Genomic DNA, 14,901 nt, shown 5'->3' with positions numbered 1-14,901 from the left:
TCGGTCGCGGCCGGCTCGGCGGCGGACGGCTCGACGGCGGACGGCGGCGTTTGCCCCGCGGCCGTGGATGCAGTGGGATCGGAATCGTTCGGAACGGACGCAGGAGACATAGTTTCGCTAAGCGGATCGGTGCTGACGCCATCCGGCGCGCGTGCGGCGGCCGGTTCGGAAGGGCCGGCCGGCGGCGCGGACTCGCCGGTCGATGCCTGGGCATCGGCCGGGGCGGCGTCGGGGAAAGGCAGGGGCGTCTGTTTCGGCATTGCCGGCATTATGCCTATTCGTCCCCGATGCGCGTCCGGCCGCGGCGGCGGACGGCCATGGGACTCGGGTGTGGCCTACAAGTGGCGCCAGACGTCACCGCGGTGCGGCTGCGGCACTTGTCGGTGCCGGGGCAGAGGTCTTGCGGCGCCTGCCCGCTGCGACCGCGCCGTCATCGATCAATGCGACTTCGGCGCCGGCGGTTCCACCGCCTCGGCGGGCTTGGGCGCCGGCTTGGCGACGGGTTGGGGGTCGGGCTTCGGATCGGCGGCTTCGGCAGCCGGCGTTGCGACCACCGGAGCCGCATCCGGCGACACCGCGGTCGCAGGCGCGGGCGCCGCGGCCGCGGCCGGCTTGGGCGCGGGCACCCGCGGACGTCCCTGCAACTTGACCACCGCCGCCAGCTTCTCGGCCAGCGCCGGCGAGGCCGGCGCCTTGGCCGGCGCGTCGGCCTCGGCCTGGGCGTGACGCAGCACGTCGCTGAGGTACCAGCGGCCGTCGATGCGCTGGACCAGCACGTAGGCATCGACCGGCTCGCCCGCCAGTTCATAGCGGATGCGCACCCGCGCGGTCTCGCCGGTCTGTTCGGCCAGGCTGACATCGACGCTGTCCAGGGCCCGGTCCAGGTTCAGGCCATAACCGGTCAGCACCTGCTTGAGCCGCTCCACGAACGGCCCCAGCCGGCGCAGGCTGCGGTCCATCCCGGTCTTGGCGAACGCGTCCGGCGCGGCCAGGCCGGTGGCGCGGGCGGCCGAGACCAGTTGCGGGATCGCCTCGCGCGCGCGCCTGGAATCGCCCAACGGCGCGGTCTGCGCCCAATCGCTGAACACCCCGATCAATTGCGCGTGGTGGTCGCGTTCGGCCTCGCTGTAACTGGGCTCGCCGCGCACGTACTGGGCGGCGAACAGGCCCACGGTCTTGGCCGCCGAGCGCAGTTCGGCGTCGGCGCCGGCAAACTGGCGGCGGTAGGTAGCCACCAGTTTGCGTTCGGCGTCCTGCTCGGCCAGCGCGGCGATAAAGGAAGGGAAGCGATCGTCCAGCGGCAGCTCGGTCAGCGGCCAGACCGTGCGGCCCTCGCTCCAGGCCTGTTCCAGCCGCGCATGCAGGGCCGGCGGCACCGCATGGCGGGCGTAGCCGGCCAGGTCGTTGTGGCGCAGGTCGGATACCAGTTGGGTCACCGCCTGGGCCGGCAGGGTCGGGACCGTATCGGCGGTCTCCGGCTCCGGGCCGCAACCGGCCACCGCCAGCGCGGCGGCGGTCAGCAGGATCAGGCTGGCGCGTCGGACCAAGGACATCGTGGCTCCCCCTTACGCGGAGGAGCGTCCGCGGAGGGGCATCTTGGCGGTGCGCTTCCAAGCGCACAAGCCGTTCGCTCACGCTCGCTCACTTTTTCGACCCGGTCGCGCATTTGTTGACGACCCGGGTCGAAACGGAGCGCAAATTGGGCCGCGCTTTTAATGTGATTTGAATCACATATTCAGTCCTGAACAGGGAGGGTCGGGTGTCTCGTGATCGGTATCACGCTCTGTCCGTTTATGGCCGGATAAGGTGCCCGCACTGGCATGTTTTATGCGTTGAATTCAGGCAAATCCGGTGTTATCCGGCACGCCAAAGCGCCTTGAGCGCAGGAGACCGAATCATGCGTATGAGTCCGTCCCGTTTGTTCGTCGCTGTATTGGCCCTGGCCGCGACCGGCCCCGCCCTGGCGGCCGTCGACAACACCAATCTCAACGTCACTATCACCATCACCAGCGTCTGCGACATCCACACCGTCGCTTCGCTGCCGGTCAACTTCGGTTCGGTCGCCTCGACCGCGACCAACGTCGACCAGCAGGGGCAGCTGACCGTCAACTGCACCCCGGGCACGGCTTACACCATCGCCCTGGACAACGGCCAGAACGGCACCGACGTCAACAGCCGCAAGATGGCCTCCGGCGCCAATCTGATCCCGTACCAGCTGTATCGGGCGGCCGCGCGCGGCGCCGGCGACGTCTGGGGCAGCACCACCGGCGTCGGCGGCAATGTCCTGGCCGGCAGCGGCACCGGCGCGGCGGTCAACGTGCCGGTGTACGGGCGGACGCCCAGCGCCAACTTTCCCGTTGGTACTTACAATGACGTGGTAGTCGCCACGATCACCTACTGATCCCAGCCGATGATCGGCGGCCGGCTCGCCCAGGCAGTCCGCGCCGCCTCGGCCTCGCTCGCGCTGAGCGTGGTCCTGGCGCTGGCGCCGGCCCACGCGGCCGGCCTGCAGGTCACCCCGACCTCGTTGACCCTGCAGGCGCGCCAACAGGCCGACGGCCTGTGGCTCAACAACACCGGCAACACGACCCTGCGCGCCCAGGTACGGGTGTTCCGCTGGGTCCAGGAAAACGGCGCCGAGCGCTTCGAGCCCAGCCAAGGCCTGGCGATCAGTCCGCCGATGATCGAACTGGCGCCGGGCGCGCGCCAGCTGATCCGGGTGATCCGGCTCGGCCCGCCGCCGGCAGCGGAAACCGCCTACCGCCTGATCGTCGATGAGCTGCCGCCGGAACAAACCCCGACCGACAACGGCCTGCAATTCGTCCTGCGCTATTCGGTGCCGGTGTTTCTGGCCCCGGCCGGCGACCCGGCGCTGCGCCCGCAACTGCGCGCGCAGCTGAGTTTCGAAGGCGACACGCCGTGGTTCGCGATCGACAACCGCGGCGACCAGCACGCGCAGCTGGCCGACCTGACCTTCGTCGACGAACAAGGCGCGCGCCATCCGATCGCCCCCGGCCTGCTCGGCTATGCCCTGCCCGGCCAGCGTATGCGCTGGGCGCTCAAGGCCCCGGCGCAGCTGTTGCGCGGTCCGGGCACGTTCAAAGCGAGGATCAATGGCGAATCCGACGAGCAGGCGCTGGCGCTGGACCCGCCGGCTCGCTGAAGCCATGCCGGCCGGCCTGCTCCTGCTGGCATCGCACCCCAGCCGCGCGGTCGAGCCGCCGCCGCTGGTCCTCGCCCGCGCCGGCGATGCGCAGGCGGCGAACATGGCCCTGTATCTGGAAGTCAGCCTCAACCAGACCGCGTACGCCGCGCCGCAGCCGTTCGAGCTGCGCGAAGGCCGCTTGTACGCCAGCGTGGCCACGCTGCGCGCGATCGGTTTCCTGCTGGAAGGCCGCGACAGCGGCGAAACCCTGGCGCCCGACAGCCTGCCCGGCGTGGCGGTGCGCTTCGATGCGGCCAGCCAGCGGGTGGCGATCGACGCGCCGTTGGCGTTGTTGTCGCTGACCGTCGCCCGGCTCAACGCGCCCGGCGCCGACGTGCCCGTCGCCACCGCCTCGCCCGGCCTGCTGCTCAACTACGACCTGTACACCAGCCGCGACGATCGCGGCGACAGCACCACCGCGTTCGCCGAGTTGCGCGCGTTCGGCCTGGGCGGCGGCGTCTTCAGTCAGACCGGGGTGACCCGCAGCTACAAGAACGAAGACGATCCGCGCCGCACCGACTCGGTGCGCCTGGACAGCAGTTGGCGTTGGTCCAAGCCCGAGTCGATGTTCAGCGTGACCGTGGGCGACGTAATCAGCGGACAGCTCGACTGGAGCCGCCCGCTGCGCCTGGGCGGCATCCGCATCGGCCGCGATTTCGGCTTGCAGCCCTACCGCATCACCACCCCGCTGCCGACCTTGCTCGGCGAAGTCGCGGTGCCCTCGGCGGTGGATCTGTACGTCAACGGCATCCGCCAATACAGCGGCCAAGTCGCGCCCGGCCCGTTCCAGTTGGCGACCATTCCCGGCATCACCGGCGCCGGCAACGCGCAGTTGGTGGTGACCGATGCGTTCGGCCGCACCCGCACCCTCGACTTCCCGTTCTATGCCGCGCAGCAACTGCTGGCCAAGGGCTTGTCGGACTGGTCGCTGAGTCTGGGTCTGGCGCGCGAGGACTACGCGGTGCGTTCGTTCGCCTATGGCAACCAACCCTTGTTCAGCGGCGATCTGCGCTACGGCGTCAGCGACCGCTTCACCGTCGAAGCGCATGGCGAAGGCGGCGACGGCGTGGTCAACGGCGGTGTCGGCGGAGTGTGGTTGCTCGGCCAGGCCGGCGTGGTCAGCGCGTCGCTCGCGCACGGGCAAGACCGCAAGGATTCGGGCTGGCTGTACGCCGCCGCGTACAACTGGAGCAACGGCCGCTTCAATTTTTCCGCCGACACCCAACGCACCCACGGCGAATACCGCGATCTGGCCTCGGCGTACGGTCTCGGCGCACCGCGGGTCAGCGAGCGCGCGGTGGTGAGTTGGAGCGGCGGCGCGTTGGGCAGCCTCGGCTTGAGTTACGTGCGCTTGATCTACCGCGGCGAAACCCCGGCGCGTTACGGCAGCGCGACCTGGAGCCGCAGCTTCGGCGGCCGCACTGCGTTGAATCTGTCGTACAACCAGAACCTGGACGAAAGCGCCGACCGCAGCGTGTTCCTGGGTTTCAGCTACAACTTCGACGATCCCAACCGGCGCAGCACTCAACTCAGCGTCTCGGCGCAGCGCACCCGCGACCGCGATCAGGCGGTGGTCGATCTGACCCGGCCGGTGCCCGGCGACGGCGGCTTCGGCTGGCGCCTGCAAGCGCGCGGCGGCGACGGCGAAGAAGGCGGACTGGCCGAAGTGGGCTGGCTCACCGACGTCGGCCGTTTCAACCTGGGCATCGCCCGCCAGGGCGACAACGATTACGGCTACGCCAGCGCCAGCGGTGCGCTGATCTGGATGGGCGGGCACGCCTTCGCCGCGCGCAACGTCAGCGACGCGTTCGCGGTGGTGTCCACCGGCGTGGCCGACGTGCCGGTGCTGTTGGAGAACCGCGCTTACGGCCGCACCGATCGCGACGGCATGCTGCTGGTGACGCCGCTCAATGCCTGGCAACGCAATCGCATCGGCATCGATCCGATGGAATTGCCGTCCGACACCAAGCTCGACCGGGTCGAAACCCAGGCCACGCCGAAAGACCGTTCCGGCACGCTGGTGCGGTTCTCGATCGAGAAGATCCGCGCGGCGGTGCTGATCCTGCGCGACGGCGCCGGCCAAGCCTTGCCGGTGGGCGCGCGGGTGCGCACCGGCGAAGGCGGCGAGGCGGTGATCGGTTACGACGGCGAGACCTATCTGGAATCGCTGCAAGACCACAACGAGCTGCGCGTGGACACGCCGCAAGGCGCGTGCCGGGTGCGCTTCGACTACCCCAGCGATGCCCGCGGCATCGCCCGGATCGGCCCGTTGCCGTGCACCGCGCAGGCCGCGCCATGAGCCGCTGGCTGTCGCTCGCGCTGTTGTGCCTGCTGTGGATCGCCGCGCCCGCGCGCGCGGCGACCACCTGCACCGGCAGCATGACCGCGCTGAATTTCCCCGCCACCACCGGCGCGATCAGCGACGCCACCGCGACCCTCACCGTGACCTGCTCGACCGGCGCGCTGTCGTTGCTGGCGCGGGCCAAGGTCAACATGTGCGTGAGCATCTTCAGCGGCACCGACGGCGGCGGCACCCTGGCGCCGCGGCGGATGATCAACGGCTTCAACGATCCGATGCAGATGCAGCTGTACACCGACGCGGCGCGCAGCGCGATCTGGGGCGCGCGCGGCAACGCCACCGTGCCCAACTTCGTGCCGTTGCAATTCGATTACGCAGTGCCGCTGCTCGGCGGCAGCCAGACCCTTACCGCGACCTTGTACGGCCGCATCCCGGCGCAGACCGGGCTCAATGCCGGCACCTACATCAATCGCTTCACCGCCGGCGCCGACACGCTGATCGAATTCCGCTATGCCGAAGCCCTGCTGGGCACGCCAGCGATGCCGGCCTCGTGCCTGAGCGGCGGCAGCGCCGGCACGCCGAGCACGTTCCCCTTCACCGTCAACGGCTCGGTGCCCAACACCTGCACGCTCACGCCCAAGCCGGTGCCGGACCTGGCCTTCGGCAACGTGCCCGGCGTAATCACCGCCAACGTCGACCGCACCACCGACATCGGCATGGTCTGCACCGGCCGCACCGCCTGGCAGATCGGCCTCAACAACGGCCTCTACGCCAGTGGCACGATCCGGCGCATGCGCAACGCCGGCGGCCAGTTCGTGCCGTATGAGCTGTACCGCAACGCCGGCCGCACCTTGCGCTGGGGCAACACCGTCGGCACCGACACGCTGACCGGCACCGGGACCGGCGTGGCGCAACCGCAAACGGTGTACGGACGGGTCGCGCCGCAGACAGCGACGGTGGGCAGTTACAGCGACACGATTACGGTGACGGTGACCTATTGAGCGAATCGCGCCCGGAGCTGCCTGTAGGAGCTGCGCGAGCTGCGACCGCGAAACCACACTTACGCCGCCACTGCGGTTTCGCGGTCGCAGCTTGCGCAGCTCCTACAGGGGCGGACGAACCTGCGTGGTGATCGCAGGCGCCGGCAAAGAAAAAGGAGGCCGAAGCCTCCTTCAAACCGGCTCGCGCCGGAAGATTACGAGTTGTGGCACGGCCCCGGCTGGCACCGGGATGGCGGCAGACTAACGCCCCGCCCAAGTTAATGCAACACCTGAAGTATTGCGCCGTAACTCATTGATTCTAAATTGCAACATCGCCGCGACGGCTGAGACGGACTCAGGGCGCCAGATCCAGCGCCGCGCGCTTGGCCTGGCGGCGGGTCTCGCGCGGCTGGCTGAAGTCGTTGTTGAAGGTCATCGCTTCCCAGGAGCCGTAGCTGGGGTTGGGCAGCATCCACCAACGCTCGCCGAACCAGTCGTGGTACTGGCTCAGCAGGGCGTCGCGGCCCTCGGGCGTGTTGGCGACCACCTGGACGAAGTCGCCCATCTGGTCGCCGAACTGCATCAGCACGCGGTACTGCTTGCCGGCCAGCAGGCGGCGGCAATTCTTTTCGCTGCCGTTCTGTTCGCAGCCTTCGACCACCGTGCCCAGACCGAGGAACACCGAGTCGTCGGCGACCGGCAGGCCGGCGCTGCGCAGATTGGCCAGGGTCGCTTCCTTCAGGTGCACGGCGCGGTTGGACAGGTACAGGATGGTGATGCCGCGGGCCTGCGCGGCCTTGGCGAAATCGACCACGCCCGGCAGCGGCTTGGCCTTTTTCTCGGCGACCCAGGCGTCCCAGGTGACTTCGTCGTATTCCTTGCCGTCGCGGACCAGACGCGCCTGATAGGGCGAGTTGTCGAGCACGGTTTCGTCCACGTCCATCACCACCGCGGGCTTGAGGCCCTTGACCGGGTTGCCGCGCTCCTCAGGCACCAGCGCATCCCAGTTGGGCTGCTTGAGCGCGACGTCGAGCTTGTCGGCGGCGGCGCGGTAAATGGTTTCGGTGCTGGCGCGGTACTCGACCGAACGCTGCATCCACAGCACCGCGTTGAGGTTGTCGTCGGCGGCGACGGCCGGCTTGGCGGCATCGGCGGGCGCCGCCGCCGCGGGCTTGGCCTCGGCCGGGGCCGGCGCTTCGGCGGGACGGCCCGGCTGGGGTTTGCAGGCCGCCAGCGCGAGCGCGGCGGCGAGAACGGTCAGGGGCAGGGCGCGGATCTGCATGCGCGGTGGGTCCGTGGGAAAGGCGCGAGTGTAGGCCCCGAGCCAAAAGCATGTCGATTGCGCGGCGTGGCGAGCGCCCTTCCCGGCCCCGTCGGCTACGGCTATCGCGGCGCGGCTATCCCGGCGGTATGGGTGGCGATCGCCTCGATCGTCTGCGCCCAATCGGCCGGATGCAGTTCGTGCCCGCCGCCTTCGATCCGCACCAGCCGCGCGCCGTCGACCGCCGCCACCAACGCTTCGGCATGGGCGAAGGGGAAGATCGGATCGGAGCTGCCGTGGATCGCCAGCACCGGCACGCGCAGTTCGCTCAGCGGCCGCGGCGGCGACTGCGCGCCGTCGACCAGCATGAAGTGATTGGTCGCGCTGGCGAAGCCGCGGGCGCGGGCGATGTCGGCGCGGATGAACGCCCGCATCGCCTCGGCATCGTGCGGATGCGCGGTGCTGGCGATCGCGGCCGCATCGCGGACCATGAATTCCAGCACCGCCTCGGGATCGGTCCAATCCAGCGACTCGCCGCTGGCCGAATGTTCGGCGTACGCGGCGCTCATCGGCGGCAAGCCCTCGATGCCGAGCGGCGAGGTGCTGATCAGGCTCAGGCTGAGCACGCGTTTGGGCCGGGCCAGGGTCGCGCGTTGCGCGACCATCCCGCCCATCGACATGCCGACCACGTGGACCGCGCGCGCTTGGTAAGCGTCGGCGATGGCGAACACGTCGTCGGCCAGATCGGCGAGGCTGTAGTCCGGCTCGCCCGGCGGGCAGTGCGTGGACAGGCCGGTGTCGCGCTGGTCGTAACGGATCACGTACAAGTCGGCCCGCGCCAACGCCTCGCAAAACGCTTGCGGCCACCATTGCATCGACGCCATCGCGCCCATCACCAGAATGACCGGCGGATGCGAGGGATCGCCGAACGCCTGCGTGTGCAGTTCGCCCCATTGGTTGTCGACCGTGCGCAACGACATCGCCCTATCCGCCTTGTGATTCGTGCGAGCGCAATCCGCTCCTGCGATCAGCTTCGGCGCCGAGGTGCGCGCTGTCCAGCGGCGAATTGTTGCGAACTGTGTTTCGCGCGTCGCCGCTAGCCGGCGTCGGCATCCGTATCGCCGCGACGGCGCGGCGAGCGCCGCAGCTTCAGCGCGGTGCCGTGTCGCGTGCATTCGGCGATCGTCGCGTCCACCCACGGACGCGAGACCAGATAGGTGCTGCCGTTGACGTCGGCGGCGGTGGGCACCACATCGCGATCCAGATCGATCCGCGCCTTGGTCCGGTACCAACCCAGCGCGGCGGAGTCGTAGCGACGATTCGGATCGGCGCAACCGGCGCGATTCATCGACACCAGCAGCAGCGCGCGGCGTTGCGGCCAGTACACGCGGACGAAATCGTCGCGGTCGCCGTGCTTGGACACCACCCGGCCGACGTGCAGGACGTTGACGCCGCGCGCGCGTTCGTCGTCGTCGACGATCTGCTGCAGCAGCGAGGCCAGACACGGCCAGTCCGGATGCGCGCGCGGCTCCGACAGCGTCGCGCCGGGCGGCGTATACCCCTCTTCGGATTCGTTCGCCCGCGCCGGCGCGGCCGTCAGCCACAGCGCGGCGGCGAGAAGCACGCCGGCGGCGCGCATCATCGCGGCTTGTCCGCCGCGCGCGGCGCGTGCGCGATGCATTCCACTTCGACCTTGGCGCCCAGGGCCAGGCCCGAGGCCGCCAGCGCGCTGCGCGCGGGGAACGGCGCGCTGAAGTGCTTGCGATAGACCTGGTTGAACGCCGGCCAATCCTGGATATCGGCCAGGAACACCGTGCACTTGACCACATCGCGCATCGACGCGCCGTGGCGTTCCAATACGCTGCGGATATTGCTCAGGGTCTGCTCGGCCTCGCCTTCGACCCCGCCTTCGGCCAGTGCGTTGTTCTTGCCCGGCACGGTGCCGATCTGCCCGGACAGGAACAGCAGGTCGCCGCTGCGCACGGCTTCGGAGAACGGCAGCGAGGCCGCGGCCGGGTCGGGCGAACGCAGGAATTCGGGTTTGCCCGCCTCGCCGGCGACGGCGGCGTGGGCGAACGACAGGCACAGCAGAGCGATCGATCGGAGCGGGCGCATGCGGATCTCCAGCGTCGGCATAGTGCGCCGATCATCGGCCGCCGGCGCGGCGCAGACAAGCGCCGCCGGATCAGCCCGCGGCGGCCGCCACCTCGGCGATCTGCAACGACACCCGCTTGGTCCCGCCCGCCACCCATTGGGTGCCGACTTCGGCGAAACCGTAGCGCGCGTGGAAGCGGCTGGAGGCTTGGTTGAAGGGTTCGATGTAGAACTCGCAGGCGATCGCGCCGAAGCCGCGTTCGCGGGCGAAGGCGAACAGGTCGTCGTAGAGCAGGCTGCCGAGTTTGCGCGCGCGATGGCTGGCGGCGACGGCGATGCGGTCGACGTACAGGAACGCCGGATAGCGCTCGCAGAACCAGCGGTAATTGGGGCTGTCGTAGTCGGCGCCTTCGCGCAGGGCCAGCAGGAACGCGACCACCTCATCGCCGTCGCGGACGATGCGGTGATAGACCGAATGGCCGTCCAGCCGGGCCAGGCCCGCGGCGTCCAGCGGGCTCATCAGGGCTTCGGCTTCCAGGTTGAGGGCGAGCACCGCGGGATGGTCGGCGGCGGTGACGGGATGGAGGCTCAGGTTCATGCCGCGAGTATGCGTGAAGCGCGGCGGGCGGACGATGATCGGATGTCATGCGCGCGCCGTGACTCGATTGGCGATGTCGCGGCTCGCGCCGCTCCTACAGGGGCAACCGGCTCGCGTCGCGATCGGGCGCTGGCTGTAGCAGCTGCGCGAGCTGCGACCGCAAAACGCAGACAACGGCGAAAGCCGAAAGCTCCGCGCGCTGTCGTGGCCGATACGGCCAGGCTCCCGATGCCCCGTCGCTCAGGTCGGCGTGCCGACCTCATCCCAATCCTGCTCATCGAACCGCAGCAGCCAATTCAACGCGTAGTGGCGCTCGTAGACGACGCTGGGATGCAACCCGACCGCCGGCTCGCGTTCGTCCAGGCGCGCCTGACGCACCAGCCAATGCCGGCGATACACCGCGTCCAGCGCGTCCAGCAGCTCCGGCACCGGGCGCAAGCGCGCGGCCTCGATCCGGGCCGGGTCGGCGTGTTCGATCGCGACGCGGGCGATGGCGCCGGCCTCGCAGATCGCGGTCGGCGGCGGCAGCCGCTCGCTCAGGCCCAGCGCCCATTGCAGCAGCGCCGCGCTTTCGTAGCGCCAGCCTTGGTTGGCCCAGGATTCTTCGTCGGGCGCGTCGCTGGCGATGAACGCGCGCTCGGCCGGAGTCAGCGCGTCGACGCCGGGACCGAGCTTGGCCCGGATCTCCTGCTCCGACAGCCGCTGCGAACTCAGCGATTCCGCGCGCACCGCCACCGCGCACAAGGCGAGCATGCGGCGCATGGCTTCCTGCGGCGTGCGCAAGCGCACCTCGCCCTCGCCCAGCACCGGCGGCAGATGCGCCGGCGGTTGCGCGCCCAGTTGCTTGAGCTCGGCCTCGCTGCGTTGCTTGCGCGCGCGCGCGTCGGGCGGATACGGCAGCGCCGCGTCGGCTTCCACCGGCGGCTCGCCGCGGCTCACCAACACGTTGCCGGCGGCGTCGCGCACGCTGCCGTCGGGCAGGAAGCACAGCACGTTGGCGGCCTCGCCCCAGGCGGCGAGCGCGTCGAACGCCGTGTCCTCGACTTCGAAGCTGTAATGGGTCTGCACCCGCTGCAGATGGCGCAGCACGCCGAAGGTGCGCGCGTCCATGCCTTCGCTGACGGTGCTGAGCACGTAACCGACGAAGCCTTGCAGATGCGGCACCAGTTCCGGGTCGCTGCGGTCGCGGCGCGAGGGCGCGGCGGCGAGGAACTCGGGCTGCGGCGGCGAGGCGAGCGTGGAGTAAGCGTTGATCAGCAGGGCCATGGCGTGCGCGATCGGGGGATGGTGGCGGCAAGCCTAGCCGATTCGGGTGGCGGGGGTTTGCGAATTGCGTTCGTCTTGGGGCAAATCCCCCGGCGCATTAGGCGATGTCGCGCGATCGTGGCGACGCAGGCGCCAGCCCCCTTTTGCAAAGGGGGCGAATTGTCTGCGCGTTGTTTCAAGCGTGGCATCGCAAGATCGCGTCGCCATCCTCATTCGCCCCGTGCTGTTCCCCCCTTTGAAAAAGGGGGGCAGGGGGGATTCGCTCTTGCCTTTCAGCCTTTCAGCCTTTCAGCCTTCCAACAACGCCTTGATCGCCGCAAACCCCGCCGTAGCCCGCTCATGCTTACGCGCCGCATCGGCCACCGGATCGGCCCCATCGCGCTGCAACTCATCGGCCGGCAACTCATCGATGAAACGGCTGGGCTTGAGCCGGATGCGCTCGCCCCAGCGCTGCGTCTCGCGCGCATGCGACAGGTACAACGCTTCCTTGGCCCGGGTGATGCCCACGTACATCAAGCGGCGTTCTTCATCCAGACGGCCTTCGTCCAGACTCGCGTCGTGCGGCAGGTTGCCGTCTTCCACGCCGACGATAAACACGTAGCGATATTCCAGGCCCTTGGCCGCATGCAGGCTCATCAGCCGCACCTGATTGCCCGCCTCGCCCTTGTCGGCGTGCGACAGCAGCGCCAATTGCGCCGCCAACTCGCCCGGGCCCGAGCCCTTGCCGCCGTCGAACCAACCCGACAGTTCGGCCAGATTTTCCTTGCGCCGCTGAAACCCGGCCTCATCCTTGCACTGCGCTCGGATCGCGGCGAGCAAGCCGCTGCGTTCGGCCAGCACGCCGACCAGTTCGCCCGGCGAGATCCGCTGGGCCTCTTCGCGCAGCGAACGCACGATCTGCACGAAGCCGTCGAGCGCGTTGCCGGCGCGCGGCGTCAGCTGTTTGATCGCGTGGATCGACTCGGCCATGCGCGACATCGGAATCTGCGCGTGCTGGGCCATCTCGGCCAGCTTGGACAGGCTGGTGGCGCCGACCTCGCGCTTGGGCGAGGTCACCGCGCGCAGGAACGCCGCGTCGTCGTCGGGGTTGGCGATCAGGCGCAGCCACGACAGCGCGTCCTTGACCTCGCCGCGTTCCAGGAACGCGGTGCCGCCGCTGACGTGGTACGGCACCCGCAACAGCTGCAGCGCTTTTTCCAGCGCGCGGCTCTGGTGGTTGCCGCGGAACAGAATGCAGAAATCCATCCACGGCGCATTGTTCTTCTGCGCCAGGAACTGGATCTCGCTGGCGACCTTCTCCGCCTCGTGGGCGCTGTCGCGGCATTCCCACACCCGGATGCGCTCGCCGTCGGCCTGGTCGCTCCACAGGGTCTTGGGGTGCTCGTGCGGGTTGTTGGCGATCAAGGCATTGGCCGCGCGCAACACCCGGTTGCTGCAGCGGTAGTTCTGTTCGAGCTTGACGATCTCCAGCGCCGGATAGTCCTTGCCCAGTTCCAGCAGGTTGTCCGGGTTGGCGCCGCGCCAGGCGTAGATCGATTGGTCGTCGTCGCCCACGCAGGTGAACAAGCCGCGCGGGCCGGCGATGGCCTTGAGCAAGCGGTACTGGGCGTCGTTGGTGTCCTGGCACTCGTCGACCAGCAGATAGCCGATGCGTTCGCGCCAGGCCAACTGCACCTCGCTGTCGGCTTCCAGCAACTGCACCGGCAGGCGGATCAGATCGTCGAAATCGACCGCGTTGAAGGTGGTCAGGCGCGCCTGATACATCTCGTAGATGGTGGCCGCCTCGATCTCGCGCGGGCTGCGCGACTCGGCCAGCGCCTGCGCCGGCGACAGGCCGGCGTTCTTGGCGCGCGAGATCAGATTGCGCATGTCGTCGAGCACGTCGGGCTTGGTGCCGGCCGGCAGCAAATCCTTGATCTGGGCGTTGCTGTCGTCGCTGTCGAACACGCTGAAGCCGCGGCGCAGGCCGAGCTTGGCGTGTTCGAACTGCAGGAACTTCAGGCCCAGCGCGTGGAAGGTGCAGATGGTCAGGCCGTCGGCGGCGTCGCCCTTGATCCGCTTGGCCACGCGCTCGCGCATTTCCTTGGCCGACTTGTTGGTGAAGGTGATCGCGGCGATGCGCTTGGCCGGCATCCGGCCGGAGGCGATCAGGTGGGCGATCTTCTCCACGATCACCCGGGTCTTGCCGCTGCCGGCGCCGGCGAGCACGAGCAAGGGGCCATCGGTGTGCAGGACGGCGGCGCGTTGGGGGGGATTGAGGCCGTGCATGGAAACTGAGTCGTCGGCGGAGCCGGATCGGCCGCACAGTCTAACCGCCCGCGACGACCGCGCCGGGGTTACCCTGGGCGCGGGCGAGGCCCGGGCGGTTCCGGGCGGTCGGAGGCGGTGATGGCAACGGGATTCGCGCGCTGGGCCGCAGGCATCGCGCTGGCGTTGCCGCTCGCGTCGGCCGCCGCCCAGACCCACGCCGCGCCGACGCCGGAGCGCGCGGCCAGCGCCGACACCGACCGGATGAGCCTGGACGACTTCGATAACCGCCAGCGGCTGTCCGCCCACTTCCCCAACGAGCAACACCGCCTGTACGCCGCAGCCGCCGCCGGCCGCGGCCAATGGCGCGAGGCGGCCGAGCAGTTCCGTCAGGCCGCGCGTTACGCCGACAAGTATTCGCAGCACCGGCTGAGCCTGATCTATTGGCACGGCCTGGGCCTGCCGCAGGACCGCGCGCTGGCCTACGTCTGGGCCGATCTGGCTGCCGAACGGATGTACCCGCAGTTCGTACTGCTGCGCGAAAAGATCTGGCAGGAACTCGATCCGGCCGAACGCGAACGCGCCCAGCGCGAGGGCATCGCCTTGTTCGACCAATACGGCGACGCCGCGGCCAAGCCGCGCTTCGAACGCGCCCTGGCCCGCGCCCGCGCCGGCATGACCGGCACCCGCACCGGCCTGAGCACCGGCAAATTGCAGGTCTACGCCTCGCGCGACGGCGACTGGGGCGGCTCCAACGCCATCGGCCTGGAGCCGATGTACGCCGACTGGCGCCTGGACAGCAAACGCTATTGGGCGGTGGAGGACGCGGTCTGGCAGCGCGACGGCGCGGTCGAGATCGGCGACCCGCAAAACCTGTCTCCGGGCCGGCCCTGAGCCAGCCCGGATCGGCCCGGCGGCCCCCCGCCAAAGTCACTATTTGCCGCCGCGACA

Annotated in this window: 13 protein-coding genes and 1 pseudogene; 5 read left to right on the top strand and 9 right to left on the bottom strand. The window is 69.5% G+C overall.

Going from position 1 to position 14,901, the window contains the following annotated elements; all coding sequences use genetic code 11:
• Together V7787_RS08665 and V7787_RS08660 are read right to left on the bottom strand one after the other, a co-directional pair.
• Window positions 1-260 (bottom strand): annotated as a pseudogene (locus V7787_RS08665) (hypothetical protein); the annotation flags it as partial.
• 177 nt (window positions 261-437) lie between these two features.
• The gene (locus V7787_RS08660; RefSeq protein ID WP_336087259.1) at window positions 438-1,553 is read right to left on the bottom strand and encodes a hypothetical protein; all 1,116 of its coding nucleotides are present in this window, start codon (window positions 1,551-1,553) and stop codon (window positions 438-440) included.
• A gap of 344 nt (window positions 1,554-1,897) precedes the next feature.
• Here V7787_RS08660 and V7787_RS08655 point away from each other — a divergent pair, with 344 nt between their 5' ends.
• The 4 genes from V7787_RS08655 to V7787_RS08640 are packed head-to-tail and all read left to right on the top strand — an operon-like array spanning window position 1,898 to window position 6,505.
• Window positions 1,898-2,401 carry a Csu type fimbrial protein gene (locus tag V7787_RS08655; protein ID WP_336087257.1) on the top strand — a complete coding sequence of 168 codons (504 nt, stop codon included), beginning with the start codon at window positions 1,898-1,900 and terminating at the stop codon, window positions 2,399-2,401.
• A gap of 9 nt (window positions 2,402-2,410) precedes the next feature.
• Complete coding sequence (locus V7787_RS08650; protein WP_336087255.1) at window positions 2,411-3,163, top strand: fimbrial biogenesis chaperone; 753 nt, start codon at window positions 2,411-2,413, stop codon at window positions 3,161-3,163.
• Window positions 3,114-5,504: a fimbria/pilus outer membrane usher protein gene (locus V7787_RS08645; RefSeq protein ID WP_336087253.1), complete on the top strand. Its 2,391-nt coding sequence runs from the start codon at window positions 3,114-3,116 to the stop codon at window positions 5,502-5,504. Before V7787_RS08650 ends, V7787_RS08645 begins: the two co-directional genes overlap by 50 nt.
• Window positions 5,501-6,505 (top strand): Csu type fimbrial protein, encoded by a 1,005-nt coding sequence (locus V7787_RS08640; protein ID WP_336087250.1) that lies wholly within the window; start codon window positions 5,501-5,503, stop codon window positions 6,503-6,505. The genes V7787_RS08645 and V7787_RS08640 overlap by 4 nt, the downstream gene beginning before the upstream one ends.
• Before the next feature lie 334 nt (window positions 6,506-6,839).
• Here the strand turns inward: V7787_RS08640 and V7787_RS08635 are convergent, their stop codons facing one another.
• The 7 genes from V7787_RS08635 to V7787_RS08605 form a co-directional block, all read right to left on the bottom strand.
• Complete coding sequence (locus tag V7787_RS08635; RefSeq protein ID WP_336087248.1) at window positions 6,840-7,766, bottom strand: 5'-nucleotidase, lipoprotein e(P4) family; 927 nt, start codon at window positions 7,764-7,766, stop codon at window positions 6,840-6,842.
• 101 nt (window positions 7,767-7,867) lie between these two features.
• Window positions 7,868-8,725: an alpha/beta fold hydrolase gene (locus V7787_RS08630; RefSeq protein ID WP_336087245.1), complete on the bottom strand. Its 858-nt coding sequence runs from the start codon at window positions 8,723-8,725 to the stop codon at window positions 7,868-7,870.
• 116 nt (window positions 8,726-8,841) lie between these two features.
• Window positions 8,842-9,426, bottom strand: coding sequence for a hypothetical protein (locus V7787_RS08625; RefSeq protein WP_336087244.1), 585 nt, complete (start codon window positions 9,424-9,426; stop codon window positions 8,842-8,844).
• Complete coding sequence (locus V7787_RS08620) at window positions 9,384-9,860, bottom strand: RidA family protein (protein ID WP_336087242.1); 477 nt, start codon at window positions 9,858-9,860, stop codon at window positions 9,384-9,386. The genes V7787_RS08625 and V7787_RS08620 overlap by 43 nt, the downstream gene beginning before the upstream one ends.
• A gap of 70 nt (window positions 9,861-9,930) precedes the next feature.
• Window positions 9,931-10,437 (bottom strand): GNAT family N-acetyltransferase, encoded by a 507-nt coding sequence (locus V7787_RS08615; protein WP_336087239.1) that lies wholly within the window; start codon window positions 10,435-10,437, stop codon window positions 9,931-9,933.
• A gap of 240 nt (window positions 10,438-10,677) precedes the next feature.
• Complete coding sequence (locus V7787_RS08610) at window positions 10,678-11,703, bottom strand: DUF4272 domain-containing protein (RefSeq protein ID WP_336087237.1); 1,026 nt, start codon at window positions 11,701-11,703, stop codon at window positions 10,678-10,680.
• Between the two features lie 288 nt (window positions 11,704-11,991).
• On the bottom strand, window positions 11,992-13,971 hold the full coding sequence (locus tag V7787_RS08605; RefSeq protein WP_336087234.1) for a UvrD-helicase domain-containing protein: 1,980 nt from the start codon (window positions 13,969-13,971) through the stop codon (window positions 11,992-11,994).
• A 120-nt stretch (window positions 13,972-14,091) separates the two neighbouring features.
• On the opposite strand from V7787_RS08605, the gene V7787_RS08600 reads away from it, so the two are divergent.
• Window positions 14,092-14,844: a hypothetical protein gene (locus tag V7787_RS08600; protein WP_336087232.1), complete on the top strand. Its 753-nt coding sequence runs from the start codon at window positions 14,092-14,094 to the stop codon at window positions 14,842-14,844.
• Window positions 14,845-14,901 lie beyond the last annotated feature (57 nt).

Source organism: Pseudomonas sp. CGJS7 (genome assembly GCF_036961695.1).
The sequence above is the reverse complement of the archived record's forward strand: the minus strand, read 5'-3'. Positions and strand labels throughout refer to the sequence as shown.

What these genes read in the sequence shown, in the direction of transcription:
- V7787_RS08660 (WP_336087259.1), bottom strand. Translation starts at nt 1,553, where the DNA reads ATGTCCTTGGTCCGACGCGCCAGCCTGATCCTGCTGACCGCCGCCGCG.
- V7787_RS08655 (WP_336087257.1), top strand. Translation starts at nt 1,898, where the DNA reads ATGCGTATGAGTCCGTCCCGTTTGTTCGTCGCTGTATTGGCCCTGGCC.
- V7787_RS08650 (WP_336087255.1), top strand. Translation starts at nt 2,411, where the DNA reads ATGATCGGCGGCCGGCTCGCCCAGGCAGTCCGCGCCGCCTCGGCCTCG.
- V7787_RS08645 (WP_336087253.1), top strand. Translation starts at nt 3,114, where the DNA reads ATGGCGAATCCGACGAGCAGGCGCTGGCGCTGGACCCGCCGGCTCGCT.
- V7787_RS08640 (WP_336087250.1), top strand. Translation starts at nt 5,501, where the DNA reads ATGAGCCGCTGGCTGTCGCTCGCGCTGTTGTGCCTGCTGTGGATCGCC.
- V7787_RS08635 (WP_336087248.1), bottom strand. Translation starts at nt 7,766, where the DNA reads ATGCAGATCCGCGCCCTGCCCCTGACCGTTCTCGCCGCCGCGCTCGCG.
- V7787_RS08630 (WP_336087245.1), bottom strand. Translation starts at nt 8,725, where the DNA reads ATGTCGTTGCGCACGGTCGACAACCAATGGGGCGAACTGCACACGCAG.
- V7787_RS08625 (WP_336087244.1), bottom strand. Translation starts at nt 9,426, where the DNA reads ATGCATCGCGCACGCGCCGCGCGCGGCGGACAAGCCGCGATGATGCGC.
- V7787_RS08620 (WP_336087242.1), bottom strand. Translation starts at nt 9,860, where the DNA reads ATGCGCCCGCTCCGATCGATCGCTCTGCTGTGCCTGTCGTTCGCCCAC.
- V7787_RS08615 (WP_336087239.1), bottom strand. Translation starts at nt 10,437, where the DNA reads ATGAACCTGAGCCTCCATCCCGTCACCGCCGCCGACCATCCCGCGGTG.
- V7787_RS08610 (WP_336087237.1), bottom strand. Translation starts at nt 11,703, where the DNA reads ATGGCCCTGCTGATCAACGCTTACTCCACGCTCGCCTCGCCGCCGCAG.
- V7787_RS08605 (WP_336087234.1), bottom strand. Translation starts at nt 13,971, where the DNA reads ATGCACGGCCTCAATCCCCCCCAACGCGCCGCCGTCCTGCACACCGAT.
- V7787_RS08600 (WP_336087232.1), top strand. Translation starts at nt 14,092, where the DNA reads ATGGCAACGGGATTCGCGCGCTGGGCCGCAGGCATCGCGCTGGCGTTG.